Consider the following 17905-nt stretch of genomic DNA (forward strand, 5'->3'; position numbering starts at 1 on the left):
ATAGGCGTCGCTTCTCGCCAGACGTTTGGAGAGGATCCACCACCAAAGAAAGATGGTGACGAGCGTAGTTTATTTACTTGCTCATAACTAGACTTTGATTAGGTTTGGTTTGTTTCTCTACAACGCCACCCTTCGGGGGAAGCTGTTCTTAACTAAGATTTAGCTTCTATGTGGAAGAAATTTCCGATCTGACGTAAAAATCGAAATTTAAATGGGATATGCTTCTCACTACTTATTTTTTCGTTAAGATAGGTTAATACTTCCCTCCCTTACACATTTATTGTCTAACAAGCGAGAGTCAACAATGCGTCAAATTGCATTCTACGGAAAAGGCGGTATCGGTAAGTCTACTACTTCTCAAAATACCCTTGCTGCACTCGGTGAAAACAACCGTATTATGATTGTTGGTTGTGACCCCAAAGCTGATTCTACCCGTTTGATGCTACACACTAAAGCACAAACTACCATTCTTCACTTAGCAGCAGAACGGGGAACCGTTGAAGATATTGAGCTAGACGAAGTACTACTTGAAGGATACCAAAAAATCAAGTGTGTTGAGTCCGGTGGTCCCGAGCCTGGAGTTGGATGTGCTGGTCGTGGTATTATCACTGCCATCAACTTCCTCGAAGAAGAGGGTGCTTATGAAGACCTAGACTTCGTATCCTATGACGTATTAGGAGACGTTGTTTGCGGCGGTTTCGCTATGCCTATCCGTGAAGGAAAAGCACAAGAAATCTACATCGTTACTTCTGGGGAAATGATGGCGATGTATGCGGCTAACAACATCGCTCGTGGGATTCTTAAGTATGCTCACACTGGTGGAGTACGTTTAGGTGGTTTAATCTGTAACAGCCGTAACGTTAACTGTGAAGCTGAGTTAATCGAAGAGTTGGCTCGTCGTCTTGGAACTCAAATGATTCACTTCGTACCTCGTTCTAAGCAGGTACAAGAAGCTGAATTACGTCGTATGACTGTTATCGAATACTCACCTGATCACCCTCAGGCTGATGAATACCGCCAGTTAGCTAACAAAATTGAGAACAACACTAACTTGGTCATTCCTACTCCTATTTCCATGGAAGAACTCGAACAGTTATTGGTTGACTTCGGTATCCTCGGTGGTGAAGAAGAGTATCAGCAAATTCTCGCAGCTGATAAAGCTACCCCTTAGGCTGAGTACCGCTTGGTCGGAATAGAGGATCGCCAAGGCAAAAGTGGATAAAAGATAGTCAATAGGGAAAAATTCAACAACTATTAACTATTAACTCACAGTTTGCCTTCCCTCTTTTTTCGATTATTCCTAGATTTCTCGTCCTTTACGACTCTACGGAGAAACATCATGGCAACAGTAGAAGAGAATAAAAAGCTCATTAAGGATGTCCTAGCGACATACCCTGAAAAAACCGCTAAAAAACGTGAGAAGCATCTCAACGTTTACGAAGAAGGTAAAGATGATTGTGGAGTAAAATCCAACAAGCAATCCCTACCTGGTGTAATGACCACTCGTGGTTGTGCTTATGCTGGATCAAAAGGAGTAGTTTGGGGTCCTATCAAAGATATGATCCACATCTCCCACGGTCCTGTTGGTTGTGGTTACTATTCCTGGTCCGGTCGTCGTAACTACTATATCGGAACCACTGGAGTTGATACTTTCGGCACCATGAACTTTACCTCCGATTTCCAAGAACGGGATATCGTTTTTGGTGGAGACAAAAAACTCAATAAAATCATCGATGAAATTGAAGAGTTATTTCCCCTTAATGGCGGTGTTTCTGTCCAATCAGAATGTCCCGTTGGATTAATCGGAGATGACATTGAATCTGTCGCTCGTGTTAAGAGCAAAGAAATAGGGAAGTCTGTTGTTCCTGTTCGTTGTGAAGGGTTCCGTGGGGTTTCTCAGTCCTTAGGACACCACATTGCTAACGACATGATCCGCGACTGGGTTTTTCCCACTGCGGAAAAAGAGAATGCACCGTTTGAAAGCAGCCCTTATGATGTCGCGATCATTGGTGACTATAACATTGGTGGGGATGCTTGGTCTAGCCGTATTCTTCTTGAAGAAATCGGACTCCGTGTTGTTGCTCAGTGGTCTGGTGATGGTACTTTCACTGAAATGAAAGCTACCCCCAACGTTAAGTTAAATCTCATCCACTGTTACCGTTCCATGAACTACATTAGTCGTCATATGGAAGAAAAATACGGTATCCCTTGGTTAGAGTATAATTTCTTCGGCCCTACTAAAATTGCCGAGTCTTTACGCACCATTGCTGAGCGTTTTGATGAAACTATTCAAGCGAAAGCTGAAGAAGTGATCAAAAAGTACCAAAAACAGTGCGATGACATCTTAGCGAAGTACCGTCCTCGTTTAGAAGGCAAAACTGTCATGATGATGGTTGGTGGACTACGTCCTCGTCACGTTGTTCCTGCTTTCCAAGACTTAGGGATGAAGATGATTGGAACTGGGTATGAGTTCGCCCACGGGGATGATTACAAACGTACAACTAAGTATGTTGATGATGCTACCCTCATCTATGATGATGCGACTGCTTACGAATTCGAAGAATTCGTTAAAGAACTTAAGCCTGATTTAGTAGCCTCTGGGGTTAAAGAGAAGTATGTCTTCCAAAAGATGGCTCTTCCTTTCCGTCAAATGCACTCTTGGGATTACTCAGGACCTTATCACGGTTATGATGGCTTCGCTATCTTCGCCCGTGACATGGACTTAGCCCTTAACAGTCCAACTTGGGGATTAGTTGGCACCCCTTGGAATAAATAGAGGGATAAAAGAAGACACGGGGGACGAAGGAAAAACGAGAGACTAGGCACATTTTGTCTCATAGTTCTCCATGCCCCCTCTCTTCAGAAATGTGCCAATTAATCGATATTCAACCCTACCTATACAGGAGTTACCAAAATGGCTCAAAATGTAGATAACATTAAGGACCACGTTGATCTGTTCCACCAGCCTGAGTATAAAGAACTGTTTGAAAACAAAAAACAGTTTGAAGGAATGCCTTCTGCTGAGAAGGTTGAAGAGATCGCTGAGTGGACAAAAACCTGGGAATACCGCGAAAAGAACTTTGCTCGTGAGGCTTTAACTGTCAACCCCGCTAAAGCTTGCCAGCCCCTTGGTGCTTTATTAGCTGCTGTTGGTTTTGAAGGAACACTTCCTTTTGTTCATGGCTCTCAAGGATGTGTAGCTTACTTCCGTACCCACTTAACCCGTCACTTCAAAGAACCTGTTAGTGCCGTTTCTTCTTCCATGACTGAAAACGCTGCTGTTTTCGGTGGATTAAAAAACATGATTGATGGTTTACTGAATGCTTATGCCCTTTATAAGCCAAAAATGATTGCTATCTGTACTACTTGTATGGCAGAAGTAATTGGGGATGACTTGGGTGCATTCGTAGAAACTGCTCGTCAAGATGGTTCTATACCTAGTGATTTCCCTGTGCCTTACGCTCATACTCCTAGTTTTGTGGGTTCTCACGTCACTGGTTATGACAGCATGATGAAATCAATTCTTGCTACCTTGACTGAGGGTAAAAAGAAGGGATCTACCAATGGTACTATCAATTTCATTCCCGGGTTTGAAACCTATATGGGAAATCTTCGGCAACTTAAAAGCTTGACAGCTGCCATGGGAGTTAATGCTGTCATTTTAGGTGACACCGAAATGTACCTTGATTCTCCTAACTTAGGGGAGTTCAAAATGTACCAAGAAGGAACACCTTTAGACCTTGCTGCTGACTCCATCAATGCTGAAGCAACTGTTACCCTTCAAACTCATACCACTCCTAAAACTCGTGAATACATCTCGAAAGAATGGGGACAAAAAGTTCTTAATTATCTTCCTTGGGGTATCAAAGGTACTGACGAATTCTTAATGGGTTTGTCCGAACTTACTGGCAATTCCATTCCCAAAGAACTTGAAATAGCTCGTGGACGCGCGGTTGACGCAATGACCGATACCCAAGCTTGGGTACATGGTAAGCGGGCTGCAGTTTTTGGAGATCCCGACCTAGTAATGGGCTTATTACAGTTCATGTTAGAAATGGGTATCGAGCCTGTTCACGTTTTGGTTAATAACAGCAACAAGGAGTTCGAAGCTGCAGCGAAAGCTCTTCTAGAGTCTAGCCCCTTCGGACAACAAGCTACTGTCTGGGGTGGTAAGGACTTATGGCATCTTCGTTCCTTACTGTTCACTGAACCTGTTGATTTCTTGATTGGTAATTCCTACGCCAAGTATCTTGAGCGTGATACCAAAACTCCTTTAATCCGTATTGGATATCCGATCTTTGATCGTCACCACTTACATCGCTATTCCACCATTGGGTATGAAGGTGCTATCAACTTACTCAACTGGATTGCTAATGGGGTACTTGAATCGTTAGATCGTAAAACTGATATTCCTTCTGTAACGGATATTTCTTTTGATTTAGTTCGTTAATCACGAAGAAATCTGAAAACAAGGGAGATTTAGGAAGATTCAGGGAGTAATCACTCTCCCTCTCCCCTCCCCTCCCTTTTTCAGATCCCTACGAACTGTGGTTTAGTTCAGTTCTTTCCACCCATCACTTCTGCAAGGGATGGGCAGCCTTGCTCATGATTATTTGCTAGTTTTCTGTGTCTGTCTCTTTGAATGGGATATTGTTATATATTTTAAATATATTCAACTTCCATTGTAAAAACTTAAAGCTAACTGGAGTTTGTGACGCTAAACATCTATGTCTATGGTCTACATAGTCCATGGTGAAGATACAGATATCAGTGAATGTGTTTATTTGTGGGAAGACTAAAGATCAGTGCGATTTCATCTTCATACTGACCCATTCACCCCTTTTAGTTGGTAACAAGAATAGACGGCAATCAATTATGAAACTCACGAAAGGCAAAATCTCGGAACTACTCACCCAACCTGGTTGTGAACATAACCATAAGAAAGAAGGACAAGGAAAAAATAAAGCCTGTAAACAACAAGCTCAACCTGGGGCGGCTCAGGGAGGTTGTGCCTTCGATGGAGCGTCTATAGCTTTAGTTCCTATCACAGATGCAGCTCATTTGGTTCACGGTTCTATCGCTTGTTCCGGTAACAGCTGGAATAGTCGTGGTAGTCTTAGCAGTGGTCCCATGACTTATAAAATGGGGTTTACCACGGATATATCGGAAAATGATGTTATTTTTGGTGGAGAAAAAAAACTTTATAAGGCGATCGCCCGATTAATAAAACGTTATAATCCAGCAGCAGTTTTTGTTTATTCTACCTGTGTTACCGCTCTGATTGGGGATGATTTGGATGCAGTTTGTAAAGCTGCTACTACTAAGTATAAGACCCCCATTATTCCTGTTCATTCTCCTGGCTTTGTAGGTAGTAAAAACTTAGGTAATCGCCTCGGCGGGGACGCGTTATTGCAATACGTTGTAGGAACCCGTGAGCCAGAATATACTACCGATTATGATATTAATTTAATTGGGGAATATAATGTCGCCGGAGAGATGTGGGGTGTTTTGCCTCTGTTCGAGAAAGTTGGTATTCGAGTAATGGCAAAGATCACAGGGGATGCGCGTTATGAGGAAGTATGCTATTCTCATCGCGCAAAACTCAATGTGATAATTTGCTCCAAAGCTTTAATTAACATGGCTACAACAATGGAGGAACGTTACGGCATTCCTTACATCGAGGAGTCATTCTATGGCATTGCAGACATGAATCGTTGTTTGCGCAATATTGCTGCTAAGCTTGGCGACCTTGTCTTGCAACAACGGGTTGAAGAATTGATTAAAACTGAAACTGAGCAATTAAATAAAGCATTAGCTTCTTACCGTAAACGCCTTAAGGGCAAACGGATGGTTCTCTACACTGGAGGGGTCAAAAGTTGGTCTATTGTCTCGGCAGCACAGGATTTAGGGATGGAAGTAGTAGCAACCAGCACAAAGAAGAGTACAGAAGAAGATAAAGCAAAAATCAAGAATCTTTTAGGCGAAGACGGTATTATGCTCGAAAAGGGTAATGCAACTGAACTCTTACAGGTTATAGAACAAACGAAAGCAGACTTGTTGGTAGCAGGGGGTCGCAATCAATATACTGCCCTCAAAGCGAGAATTCCTTTTTTAGATATTAACCAAGAACGTCATCATTCCTATGCAGGCTACGTAGGAATGATTGAAATGGCTAGGGAATTAGATGAAGCAGTACATAGTCCTATTTGGCAACAGGTTCGTCAACCAGCTCCCTGGGAAATTTGGCAGCAGGAACATGAAGATCTACTAAATCTCGAAGCAGAATAGATGGTGAAGATTATGAGATTTTTCTAGAACTATTGATTTAATGATTATGAACTGTCGAGTCCCAAGGCTAAACTATTTTAACTTTTAACCAAAATGACCACCGTTGTTAATATAAACAAGTCCCTGTCTGTCAACCCCCTTAAAATGAGTCAACCATTAGGCGCGTCCTTGGCGTTTTTAGGATTAAAGGGGATGATGCCTTTATTCCACGGGGCGCAGGGATGTACTGCTTTTGCCAAAGTTGTCCTGGTGCGCCATTTTCGTGAAGCTATTCCTCTGTCAACGACCGCTATGACGGAGGTAACGACTATCTTAGGGGGCGAAGAAAATATTGAACAGGCGATTTTGACTATTGTTGAGAAAAACAATCCTGATATTATTGGTTTACTTACTACAGGATTAACGGAGACACGAGGGGATGATATGAAGCGCATCCTCAAAACTATTCGAGAACGTCATCCTGAACTGGACAGTTTACCTATTGTCTATGTTTCTACTCCGGATTATAGTGGCTCTCTGCAAGATGGTTTCGCCTCTGCGGTGGAACAAATTGTCACTTTAGACTACAATGCCTACCCTGGGGAAGCGTCTCTCAGTTCGGTAGTCTATCCCCAACCTCAGGTCAATATTTTGCCTGCTTCCTTTATATCTCCGGGAGATATGGAAGAAATCAAGGCAATGGTTGAAGCATTTGGACTGACTCCTTTAGCTATCCCTGATTTATCGAGATCTCTCGATGGGCATCTTGAAGATGGGTATCAAACTATCACAGGAGGGGGAACAACAGTTTCCCAATTACGATCCTTGCCTCGTTCCAGTTTTACCCTAGCAGTCGGGGAAAGCATGCGTGGAGCAGCTCGAATCTTAGAGAAACGTTTCGGTACAAAGTATGAGGTGTTCCCCCGTTTAGCTGGACTAGAAGCAGTTGATAGTTTTTTGTGGCGTTTGTCCCAAATTGTTACTTCCCGCTGCGATCACCATTTTCCTATCATTCCTAATATCCCTGCTTTATTCCAACGCCAACGTCGTCAACTTCAAGATACTATCCTTGATACCCATTTCTATTTTGGAGGTAAAAAGATAGCTTTAGCGCTTGAACCAGACTTACTCTATCAAACCGCTTGGTTACTCAATGATATGGGAGCTAAGGTTTCCGCAGCCGTTACTACCACTAGGTCCCCAATTTTGGAAGATTTGCCCATCGATACTGTTACTATTGGTGACTTGGAAGACTTAGAGGATTTAGCGGTTGGGTCAGATTTAATCATTACTAACTCCCACGGAACTGCTTTAGCGGAACGATTAAAAATCCCCCTATATCGTATGGGATACCCAGTTTTTGATAAATTGGGTAATGGTCAACGGTGTTTAGTTGGATATCGTGGAACAATGCGATTTCTATTTGATGTTGGCAATATTTTGTTAAACGAAGAAACTAACATACCTCATCCATCAATATTAAGTAGTCATTAATCTCTTTGCTTGATGACTTTTCAAAAGTTTCCAGTAATTTTTTTTAGTTCTAAAAGGAGGACCACCGTGAAAGTTGCATTTACCACTAGTAATAGGATTCATATTAATGCCCATTTTGGCTGGGCGAAGGAGATTGATATTTATGATGTTACAACTGAAGGATTTAGTTTTGATAAAACTTTACAATTTTCAGGAGACTTAAAAGAAGATGGAAATGAAGACAAAATAAACCCTAAACTTGAAGCGCTCAAAGGATGTACAATTATTTATGTTGCTGCTATTGGTGGTAGTGCAGCGGCTCGATTAATTCGTAGCAATGTTACCCCAGTTAAAGCTAGGAGCGAATCAGAAACTATTGAGGAATTACTGACAGAATTGGTAAAAACTTTAAAGGGAAATCCTCCCCCCTGGTTACGTAAAGTTCTTAAACAAGAGTCTGAACCTTTGGACTTTGAAGATGAGGATGAAGAGGAAATTTCAGCTATATAGTTAATACTATTTTGATAGTATATGGTGGATAATCTAGAGTTCATTATTGGCTATCAATTTTCAGTCGTTAATTAACATCAGGGAGCTGCTATGATGACCGCAACTAATTCAGAACAGTCGACACTTTCGGTTTCGGATAGTCCCTTCTTACAAGAATTAGTTAGACAAATTCGTGCCTATGATCACTATGGGGTTTATAAAAGTTGGACTGATGAATTAGTCCTTGGACCCTATGTAATTAATAAAAAACAGAAACGAGAAATTTCTCTAGAGGGAGATATTGATCCAGCCACTAAATTGAGAATTCTTTGTTTTTATCGTGCTATTGCTAGTTTGATTGAAAAGGAAACGTCCCAGTTGTGTCAGGTGATAGTCGACCTGAATCATGAGGGATTTGGTTGGGCCTTAGTCTGGAGTGGTCGCTTAATGACGGTTTGTCGGACGTTGAGAGATGCTCATCGTTTTGGGTTTAACTCTTTGGAGAAATTAGCAGATCAAGGAGAAAAAATCACTCAATCCGGCATCGAAATTGTACAACATTTTCCTGAAGTAGCTAGGTTTTAACGATCAAAAGCTGTCAAGATTTGTTCTATTAAACCAAGAGTTTTTAACTATTATTGAACAATCTTTACGTAATTATTGTTCATCGCTAACGGTTTGTTAAAGAATAGTTGAGTAAAAATGGGAGAAGCAAAAACTGCTAAACCAGCACCAGAAGCTATAGAAGCTCTCAAAAAATCCATTAAACGACTCAATTCCAAAGCGGGTCAGCAAAAAATGGATTTACACGATCTAGCAGAAGGTTTACCAACAAGTTACGAAACCTTGCTAGAAATGGCTCAGAAAACTTACGATATTTATCTTGAACTGGATAAACTCAAAAAACAATTGAAAACCTGGGAGGAACTTTAAAATGGCTGGTACGGAAAAAACCTATGAACAGTTTGCTAAATTAACTAACGCAGAAGACTTTTTAGAGTTTTTTGAAATCCAATATGATCCCAGTTTTGTTAATGTTAATAGGCTTCATATTTTAAAACAGTTTTCTATTCTTATTGCTGCCGTTGATAAGGCATTTCCTGATATCAACGAATCAGAAAAGTTAGCTAAATATGGTGAAGCTTTTCAGGAAGCTTATGAATTATTCAAAACTTCTAGCCCTCTGGAAACTAAGCTATTTAAAGTTTTCAAGGACGCCCCTAAAAACATAGTCTTACTCGACGATTTAGCTATTGAGAATTAGGAAACATCATGGAACTGACCCCCGTCGAATTAGAACGCTACTCTCGCCAAATGCAATTAGATGGCTTTGGTGAAAAGGGACAAAAAAAACTAAAAGCCACGACTGCTATTGTCACAGGAGTTGGGGGATTGGGTGGAACTGTTGCTCTTTACTTAGCTGTAGCGGGAATAGGCAAGTTAGTTCTAGTTCGAGGGGGCAATCTTCGTCGAGATGACCTAAATCGTCAGATTTTGATGACTGATAATTGGGTAGGAAAGCCTAGAGTTTTTAAAGCTAGGGAAACTCTTTCAGAAATCAATCCTGATGTAGAAATTGAAGCTATACCTGAATTTGTGACCCCGGAAAATATCCATGATCTGATACAACAAGCCGACATTGCTCTCGACTGTGCATTTGACTTCAACGAGCGTGAGGCCCTGAATGCCGCCTGTGTGCGACAAAAGATCCCGATGGTAGAAGCGGCTATGAGTGAGATGGAAGCCTATCTAACTACGATTGTACCCGGCGAGACTCCTTGTCTATCATGTATTTTTCCTGAAAAACCAATCTGGGACCGTTGGGGATTCGGAGTTTTAGGGGCTGTTTCGGGGACCCTAGCATGTTTAGCCGCTCTAGAAGCTGTGAAATTGATTACGGGATTAGGACAGCCATTGACAGGACAATTATTAACCATGAATTTAGCGAGTGCAACCTTTGCAAAACGTCGTCCCTATCATGATCCTAACTGCCCAGTCTGCGGTAATTTTATCTAAAGAATTTAGCTGAGACAATCCCCTAAAACATACTGACAGTGCTCACCTGAACAGCTTTGCAAGCAATCGGCAATTATCAACTGAAACATGGAGATGAATTATGACAGTTAGTTTAACTGAAAAAGCAGCTTTTAGACTTCGTACTTTCTTAGAAGAAAAAGGTTCTAAAGTAACAGGAGTTCGTGTTGGAATTGAAGATGGTGGCTGTAGCGGTTATAAATATACCCTCAATTTAATCAAACAGCCAGATGATCAAGACATGTTCTTTGAACAAGGAGATGTTCCCATTTATGTTAATTCCCAGAGTTTACCTCTTCTTAAGGGGGTAGTAATCGATTTTGTAGACAGTTTAACCCAAAGCGGGTTTATCTTTACCAATCCTAATGCTAGTGATACCTGTGGGTGTGGAAAGTCTTTCTCATCAGGAGATTGCGGTAGTAAAGCCACCCCCTGTAGCTAATTCAAGTTTCCAATTACTGTTCTTAAATGGAGGAGAACACACATGACTACTACTTACAAAGTTCGTCTCATGAAAGTTGCCAAAAGAAAAAATAAAGAGACGGGTAAGAAAGAAGAAATTGCAGAAATGGACGTAACTTTAGAAGTCCCAGAGGATCAGTATCTTCTGGACTTTGCTGAAGAAAATGACATTGACCTACCTTCTTCTTGCCGTTCGGGAGGTTGTTCCAGCTGTGTTGGTAGAATTGTAGAAGGAGAAATTGACCAAGAAGATCAAAGCTTTTTGGATGATGAGCAAATTGAAAATGGATGGGCACTTCTTTGTGTATCTTATCCTCGCTCTGATTGTACGATTAAGACTCATCAGGAACCTTACTTATAAGACTCATCAGGAACCTTACTTAGCGTAAATCATTATCTTTTCCAGTTTTATCCTCATCATCTGCTGTTAAAGTCGTAGTTTATTCCTAAAATCTGCGACTTTTTCTCCCTTCTATACTTTTTTAGGAGTTATATATTGTGGACATTATGCACGGTATTTTTGTTGAGGTGTGGCTATGCTCAAATGGAAAACATTTGTCTTCAAAACAACATTTTGGATGATGGGAGAGATTTTACTCAATTTGTTGGGACTAGATAATGTAGCTGACTATAGCGAGTTTATTTTTGGACAAGAATTGGAATTATCTCGCAAAAACCACAAAACTGTTAAATTGTCTTGCCTCAAACCTAAGTTCTGTCCGAAAATCAGTGATAATTGTCCTATTAATGAGGTGGCCTTTCAGTTTTCTGAGTATCCCCTCAAGGATTGTATAAGTCATAAAAGTGTGTTTTTTAACAAATGCACCAAAATCAGAAACCATTGCATTAAAGCTTCTCTATTTTCTGATCTATCTCATAGTTTAAAGTGGAGGGATTGTAGCAGTGATTCGTGATAAACTCCTCGAGGAATATGTTTGTCTTGTTAATAAGTATTATCCCCATATTTCATACTTATTGAGTAGTTGTTATCTAACCGTTGTTGATAGTTGGGCGGAAAGACAAGATAAATTTTATCATTATCTGGCAATTTATTATTCCGCAAGAACAGGAAAGAATATTCTTTTATATCAAAAGGAATTAAAAGAACTTGCTGAGAATTTGGGATTAATTGAAGTTGTTTGTCTAAATGCAACAAGAATTGTGAAAGATCCTTTGTCTAATCTTAAAAAAAAGAACCCCAGACTCTGGTTAGAGTTGTATTGGATTGCCACTAATATTGAACCTCACATAGACTAAATTAAACTGTTTTAATGGCATTGAGGTGAATTAAAATTATGATTGCTGTTTACTGTTTATTGTTAATTGTCGGGATCACTGCTAGTTGGATCAGATTAAAAGGTCGAGACGAGATTCATAAACTAGCAGCGATTATGGCGGGAAGTTTGGCTATATTTTTGTTGTTTATGATGACTTCAGCTGTTCTTAAATTAATACTAAGTATTTGGATTATCTGGTTTTTTAAACCTGGTCAAATTGTAGAAGAATAATTTTAATTATATATTAAAAAAGTCGTTAAAAAGTATATTAATGAATCTGACCAATGTGACGACACTATGATGTAAGTGGGTGATGCCCACTTTTTCTTTGCTTATCATATTTATTATCTCAATATTTATAATAATAGATTGTATTTTACTGTATTTCTTTTTAAAAAGATTGGTATTGTGTATCTCAATTGACTGTTTATAAAACACAAATTAACTATTCTGGATATAGGCTTAAGTTAGATAAAAAATATGGTGTGTAACCACTGTCGGAATTCTTGTAAAACATTTCTAGGTATATCAAAATCTATCTGGGCTTGTTTGTGGGCAAGAAATAAGTTCAAAAAATTATCTAACCGTTTAATTCCTGCCCGAACTACTATTGCTTTAGTTGGTTCTCCTAATGTAGGAAAAAGTCTTCTATTCAACTTATTAACAGATGGTTACACGGACGTTTCTAACTATCCTGGAACAACCGTTGATATTGCCAAAGGTCAGGCAATTATTGCTGGACAAACAGTATCTATTATTGATACTCCTGGGATGTATTCTTTAATTCCCATGACAGAAGAGGAACAATATTCTCGGGATTTTTTATTGACAGAATCAATTGATTTAGTTGTAAATGTCATTGATGCTAAACATCTCAGTAGAATGTTGGCTTTTACATTCCAACTGATGGAAATACAACTCCCGGTTTTATTAGCAGTTAATATGCTTGATGAAGCTGAAAAGTTAGGGATATGGGTCAATGAAAAACAATTAGAAGCCTCCCTTGGTATTCCTGTTGTTACCTTATCAGCCTACCAAAAAAGGGGTATTCAGACATTAAAAGCTAAAGTCGGTAATTATGTCACCACTCCTGCGCTATCCTACAGCTATTGAAGAAGGACTGACAAGAATTGAGTCCCTGTTGACACAAGATCAACAAGGAACTGCTGGTGTATGTAAATATCCAATTTCGAAGCGTAGTTTAGCCTTATTACTTATTCAAGGAGACCCCATTTTTTGGGAACAGTCAAAAAAACTAGAGCCCCACTTCCTAGAAATTCAAACTGTTATTAACTATGTTAGAGCCCAGTTTAGTGATCCTCTAGTCTTGGTAGTTGCAAAAAGTCGTTATCAGTTATCTAGGAAAATAGCAGAATCATCGGTGGTTAATATAAAGCAAAAATCTCAAGAAAGTGAAGAGTTTTTTCATCAATTAACCGTTAATCCCATTACAGGCTTCCCCCTATCAGTAATAATTCTTTACTTTGGAATATATCAATTTATTGGTAACTTTGGCGTAGGGATATTAGGAAAAAATCTCGAAGTTTTTTTTACTGAAACTATTAACCCTTTGATTAATCAGATAACTGCAACCCTTTTTCCCTGGACAATTTTACAAAATTTGATTGCAAATGAACACGGTATTGTTACTTTAGGCTCAAGATATATTATCGCCATTATTTTCCCTATTGTCGTCACCTTCTTTTTGGTGTTTTCTCTATTAGAAGATAGTGGCTATCTACCTCGACTTTCTCTATTAGCTGATCGCTTATTAAAAGCTTTAGGTTTATCAGGACGCTCTGTTATTCCCCTAGTTTTAGGCTTGGGATGCGGAACGATGGCAACTCTGGGTACTCGCACCTTAGAAAGTAAACGGGAAAGAGTTATTGCTACCCTATTATTGGCCTTGGTTGTTCCCTGCTTACCCCAATTAGGTGTGATTTTAGGATTACTTTCCCAAAGTCCTACTGCTCTAATTATCTGGGCAGGAATGATTAGTTTGGTATTTATTCTTGTAGGATTATTAACTGCCAAAATATTACCTGGCGATAGTGCTTCTTTTTATATAGAAATTCCTCCGTTAAGGATTCCTAGGGTTCAGCATATTTTGAATAAAACTTATGGAAGAACTCTATGGTATTTAAGGGGAATTGTTAATATGTTTATTTTATTTTCAGTATTAATTTGGCTAGGAAAACTGTCTGGGATCTCTGAAATATTGCTTGATAAGTTAGAACCAATCATGATTTGGTTAGGGCTTCCTTCAGCAACTTCCACCATTTTTCTCTATGGATTGTTTCGTCGAGACTATGGGGCAGCAGCCATGTTTGACCTTCACAATTCAGGCATTTTAATCGGTCGTCAATTAATCGTAGCGGCAGTTACCTTAACTCTATTTATTCCTTGTCTAGCTCAATTTCAATTAATTTTAAAACAACACGGGCTCAAAATCACTCTAGCAATAACAAGTTTTGTTATTGTATTTGCCTTTTTAATGGGGTATTTACTTAATCAACTCTTACTCATTCTGGAGGTAAAGTTCTAAAATGTTTGCCCAAAGTTTTAGCGTTGTATCTTTAGCTTTGAACCTTCTCAAAGCTAAAGATACAGGGATTATTACTCAAGTACGAAAGAATGATGAGAACCTTCTACGAAAACTGATTGCTATGGGGATTATGCCTGGACTTCGAATCACTTTAGAACAACGATTTCCTTCTTATATTATTAAAATTGGAGAAATGCGAGGCGGAATGCGGATTGCAATTGATCGTACCTTAGCTCGTGCTATCTATGTACGACGAACTCGGTAGAAGATAGTTTTGATGATTAAGCATCTCCATTGATTACTAGGATGTGCATTCCCAACTACGGGTAAACAGTGAAAAGCAAAAGGCAAAAATCATGATACATCTTGACCTTTCCCCAATATGGATTTCCTTAAAAACGGCTTTAACAGCAACATTAATTGCCTCTTTTTGCGGCATAATTGCAGCCCGTTGGATGTTCAATTATAGGGGAAGAGGTAAGGGTTTAATAGATGGGTTATTAACTGCTCCTTTAGTACTTCCTCCTACAGTAACAGGATTTGTCTTATTGCTTCTATTAGGCAAACAAGGACCGATTGGACGGTTGTTAGATCTATTAAATGTCAGCATCATTTTCACCTGGTATGCTACTGTCATCGCCTCGGTTGTTGTCGCATTTCCATTAATGTATAAAACTACGTTAGGGGCTTTCAAACAAATTGATACCAATTTGTTAGCCAGTGCTAGAACTTTAAGAGCCTCAGAACGACGAGTTTTTTGGTTAGTTTTACTGCCTTTAGCGAAACCTGGTCTTATTGCTGGTATTTTATTGGCTTTTGCCAGAGCTTTAGGGGAATTTGGGGCAACATTAATGTTAGCTGGTAGTATTCCAGGAAAAACTCAGACAATTCCCATTGCCATCTTTTTTGCTGCTGAAAGTGGAGCAATGAATCAAGCATTGGCTTGGGTTGGAGTTGTTTTAGTGTTGTCTCTTAGCGTCATGGGCATTGTTAATTATTGGTCTGATGAGCAACCTAAGCGAAAAAGCAAAGGAATAACTTCTTTAAAACAACCCAGCTCGTTAAGAGAAAACCTGGATCCTCATGAATTGGGCTTAACTTGGGATACTGCCAATTATCCGGTTCCAAAAGCGCAAATTGAGCTAATTGTTGATATTCAGAAACAATTGCCGGGATTCTTGTTAGATGTGTCTTTTCGTACCGATGGAGTTCCCTTAGGTTTATTAGGGGCTTCTGGGGCGGGAAAAAGTATGATTTTACGCTGTATAACGGGGTTAGAGACTCCTGACAGCGGTCGAATTATCCTTAATGGCCGGGTTTTATTTGATTCTCGTCAGAAGATTAATATACCTATTCGTGAACGTCGTGTAGGCTATTTGTTCCAGAATTATGCCTTATTCCCCCATCTTACAGTTTCTCAGAATATTGCTTTTGGTTTACCTAAAGGACTTTCAGCAAGTACTACTCGTGCTAGGATCAAAAAGCATTTGAGCAGTGTGCAATTGGACTCGTTAAGCAATCGCTATCCAGCAGAACTTTCAGGGGGACAACAACAAAGACTTGCTTTAGCTCGTGCCTTAGCTAGCGAACCAGAAATATTGCTACTTGATGAACCATTTTCTGCTCTGGACACCTACTTACGAGATCAACTAGAAAAACTCCTTAGGACTAGTTTAATTCGTTATCCAGGTGTTACCTTATTTGTTACTCATAACTTAGAGGAAGCATACCGGGTTTGTCCCAATCTTTTGATTCTAGAAGGCGGAAAAATTATTGCCCAAGGATCAAAACGAGCAATTTTTGAACATCCCCAAAGCTTTAGGGTAGCTCAATTGACCGGCTGCAAGAATTTTTCCCGTGTCATACAAGTTTCCGAACACAAAATTACAGCTATTGACTGGGGATGTACCCTCGATGTATTTGAACCCATTACCTCAAATTTAGTCCATGTTGGTATTCGTGCCCATCAACTGACTTTTCCCGATATTGAAAGATTTTCTTCCCTTCACGAAACTAATATTTTCCCATGTTGGTTAACTACCATTAGTGAAACTCAACACAGGATGACTCTTTATTTAAAGCTGAATTGCTCCCCCACCAGTCCCTACGATTACCACTTACAGGTAGAGGTGTTGAAGGATAAATGGCAGCAACTCAAAGATCGCTCTTTTCCTTGGAGAGTTCAGCTTCATCCGCAGCGTCTGCTGCTGTTACAGAATTCAAGTGGATGTCATACCCTTGAATACTCGCCTAGTCAACTTTTACAGTTGACTAGCGAGGATCACTCAAAACCGAAATTATCTTAAAAAGGAGAACAAACATGGCAACTGCAGCTGCTTTAACTTTTGGTGGGCTTGAATGGATTCCCCAATTTGTTGACTCCATCAACAAAGATACTTGTCTAGGTTGTGGACGTTGTTTCAAAGTCTGTGGTCAGAAAGTATTGGCTTTAATGGGGGTTAATGAAGACGGAGAATTCATTGACGAGGATGATGATGATGATGATATCGAACGTCAAGTTATGACAATTGCTAGTAAGGATAATTGCATTGGCTGTGAAGCTTGTGCTCGCATCTGTCCTAAAAACTGCTATACTCATGCTCCTGCTTAGGACAGTTTTTTTGTTAGGGTTGCGTCTAGGCGCAACCCTAACTTTTAATCATTTCAGTTAAAATAAAAAGATCTGAATCCAAAATATTATTCTAAATACCAACAAAAATAGAACGTAATTACTCAACATTTTAGAACTAGCATTTATTATTTTAAGCCCAGTGACATTAAGATAAAATGTAATCTACACTATGTCACTATTCTAAAGAATTCTCCTATTATTCCTTGATTAAGGGACAGAAAACATACTTGTTTAATTTAAAAAGAAGTAAGGTTATGAGAATTATAAGTGCTTCTCAGGGGAGAGGAAGTCAAACCTTTAAATATTTTTAATATATTATTTAATTTAATATCTTATGATAAATATTTACCTAAATATAATTGAGTTTAAATTACTGTAATTTATATATTTTGAATATTTGTTTAAAATAGAGTGTGTTTAAATATCTAAGTTTAACATTTTTGCATTTATTTAATAAATTTTTATTTTGTGTTACAAGTCACTCGATTATTTAAGCTTTGTGCTGATCAAACAGTCATGCGCCAAGAGCTGTTTAAATTAATTTAAATTTTAAAAAGATTCTTTTGTTATACAAATTAGTTTAAGTGAAGATAAATCAACTCAATTAAATTTAATTAAATTCAATTAAATTCAATAGGAATATATCAATAGTTAACTCATTAAGTTAATTTTATAGTTTTGTACTCAACTCAATATATTGTATCGAACTAATTAAACTCTATTTTC

Annotated in this window: 20 protein-coding genes; all 20 read left to right on the forward strand. The window is 39.1% G+C overall.

Annotation, left to right across the window (positions count from 1 at the left end):
- Positions 1–304 precede the first annotated feature (304 nt).
- A complete protein-coding gene (gene nifH, locus OXU93_RS01025) occupies positions 305–1171 on the forward strand; it encodes a nitrogenase iron protein (protein WP_267383982.1) in 867 nt (288 codons plus the stop codon).
- A 168-nt stretch (positions 1172–1339) separates the two neighbouring features.
- Positions 1340–2776: a nitrogenase molybdenum-iron protein alpha chain gene (gene nifD, locus OXU93_RS01030; RefSeq protein WP_267383983.1), complete on the forward strand. Its 1437-nt coding sequence runs from the start codon at positions 1340–1342 to the stop codon at positions 2774–2776.
- A 138-nt stretch (positions 2777–2914) separates the two neighbouring features.
- Positions 2915–4450 carry a nitrogenase molybdenum-iron protein subunit beta gene (nifK, locus tag OXU93_RS01035; RefSeq protein ID WP_267383984.1) on the forward strand — a complete coding sequence of 512 codons (1536 nt, stop codon included), beginning with the start codon at positions 2915–2917 and terminating at the stop codon, positions 4448–4450.
- 425 nt (positions 4451–4875) lie between these two features.
- Positions 4876–6288 (forward strand): nitrogenase iron-molybdenum cofactor biosynthesis protein NifE, encoded by a 1413-nt coding sequence (gene nifE, locus OXU93_RS01040; RefSeq protein WP_267383985.1) that lies wholly within the window; start codon positions 4876–4878, stop codon positions 6286–6288.
- 93 nt (positions 6289–6381) lie between these two features.
- Positions 6382–7761, forward strand: coding sequence for a nitrogenase iron-molybdenum cofactor biosynthesis protein NifN (nifN, locus tag OXU93_RS01045; RefSeq protein ID WP_267383986.1), 1380 nt, complete (start codon positions 6382–6384; stop codon positions 7759–7761).
- Between the two features lie 66 nt (positions 7762–7827).
- Positions 7828–8250, forward strand: coding sequence for a nitrogen fixation protein NifX (nifX, locus tag OXU93_RS01050; protein WP_267383987.1), 423 nt, complete (start codon positions 7828–7830; stop codon positions 8248–8250).
- Between the two features lie 93 nt (positions 8251–8343).
- Positions 8344–8814 (forward strand): NifX-associated nitrogen fixation protein, encoded by a 471-nt coding sequence (locus tag OXU93_RS01055; RefSeq protein WP_416378789.1) that lies wholly within the window; start codon positions 8344–8346, stop codon positions 8812–8814.
- A 117-nt stretch (positions 8815–8931) separates the two neighbouring features.
- Positions 8932–9162 (forward strand): CCE_0567 family metalloprotein, encoded by a 231-nt coding sequence (locus OXU93_RS01060; RefSeq protein WP_267383990.1) that lies wholly within the window; start codon positions 8932–8934, stop codon positions 9160–9162.
- 1 nt (position 9163) lies between these two features.
- A complete protein-coding gene (gene nifW, locus OXU93_RS01065) occupies positions 9164–9493 on the forward strand; it encodes a nitrogenase-stabilizing/protective protein NifW (RefSeq protein WP_267383991.1) in 330 nt (109 codons plus the stop codon).
- A gap of 8 nt (positions 9494–9501) precedes the next feature.
- On the forward strand, positions 9502–10245 hold the full coding sequence (locus OXU93_RS01070; protein WP_267383992.1) for a HesA/MoeB/ThiF family protein: 744 nt from the start codon (positions 9502–9504) through the stop codon (positions 10243–10245).
- Positions 10246–10345: 100 nt separating this feature from the next.
- Positions 10346–10705, forward strand: coding sequence for a HesB/IscA family protein (locus OXU93_RS01075; protein ID WP_267383993.1), 360 nt, complete (start codon positions 10346–10348; stop codon positions 10703–10705).
- Between the two features lie 42 nt (positions 10706–10747).
- A complete protein-coding gene (locus OXU93_RS01080; protein ID WP_416378773.1) occupies positions 10748–11086 on the forward strand; it encodes a 2Fe-2S iron-sulfur cluster-binding protein in 339 nt (112 codons plus the stop codon).
- A 175-nt stretch (positions 11087–11261) separates the two neighbouring features.
- Positions 11262–11639 (forward strand): hypothetical protein, encoded by a 378-nt coding sequence (locus OXU93_RS01085; RefSeq protein WP_267383994.1) that lies wholly within the window; start codon positions 11262–11264, stop codon positions 11637–11639.
- Positions 11629–11982 (forward strand): hypothetical protein, encoded by a 354-nt coding sequence (locus tag OXU93_RS01090; RefSeq protein WP_267383995.1) that lies wholly within the window; start codon positions 11629–11631, stop codon positions 11980–11982. Before OXU93_RS01085 ends, OXU93_RS01090 begins: the two co-directional genes overlap by 11 nt.
- A gap of 38 nt (positions 11983–12020) precedes the next feature.
- Positions 12021–12233 carry a hypothetical protein gene (locus OXU93_RS01095; protein WP_267383996.1) on the forward strand — a complete coding sequence of 71 codons (213 nt, stop codon included), beginning with the start codon at positions 12021–12023 and terminating at the stop codon, positions 12231–12233.
- Positions 12234–12482: 249 nt separating this feature from the next.
- The gene (locus tag OXU93_RS01100) at positions 12483–13115 is read left to right on the forward strand and encodes a FeoB small GTPase domain-containing protein (RefSeq protein WP_267383997.1); all 633 of its coding nucleotides are present in this window, start codon (positions 12483–12485) and stop codon (positions 13113–13115) included.
- Entirely contained in the window at positions 13081–14547 is a 1467-nt protein-coding gene (locus tag OXU93_RS01105; RefSeq protein ID WP_267383998.1) for a nucleoside recognition domain-containing protein, read from the forward strand. Before OXU93_RS01100 ends, OXU93_RS01105 begins: the two co-directional genes overlap by 35 nt.
- Position 14548: 1 nt before the next feature.
- Positions 14549–14812 carry a FeoA family protein gene (locus OXU93_RS01110; RefSeq protein ID WP_267383999.1) on the forward strand — a complete coding sequence of 88 codons (264 nt, stop codon included), beginning with the start codon at positions 14549–14551 and terminating at the stop codon, positions 14810–14812.
- Between the two features lie 91 nt (positions 14813–14903).
- Positions 14904–16853, forward strand: coding sequence for a molybdate ABC transporter permease subunit (gene modB, locus OXU93_RS01115; protein ID WP_267384727.1), 1950 nt, complete (start codon positions 14904–14906; stop codon positions 16851–16853).
- Between the two features lie 14 nt (positions 16854–16867).
- Complete coding sequence (gene fdxB, locus OXU93_RS01120) at positions 16868–17158, forward strand: ferredoxin III, nif-specific (protein ID WP_267384000.1); 291 nt, start codon at positions 16868–16870, stop codon at positions 17156–17158.
- Positions 17159–17905 lie beyond the last annotated feature (747 nt).

Origin of the sequence: Cyanobacterium sp. uoEpiScrs1 (assembly GCF_947331815.1) — a bacterium.
GTDB lineage: Bacteria > Cyanobacteriota > Cyanobacteriia > Cyanobacteriales > Microcystaceae > Rippkaea.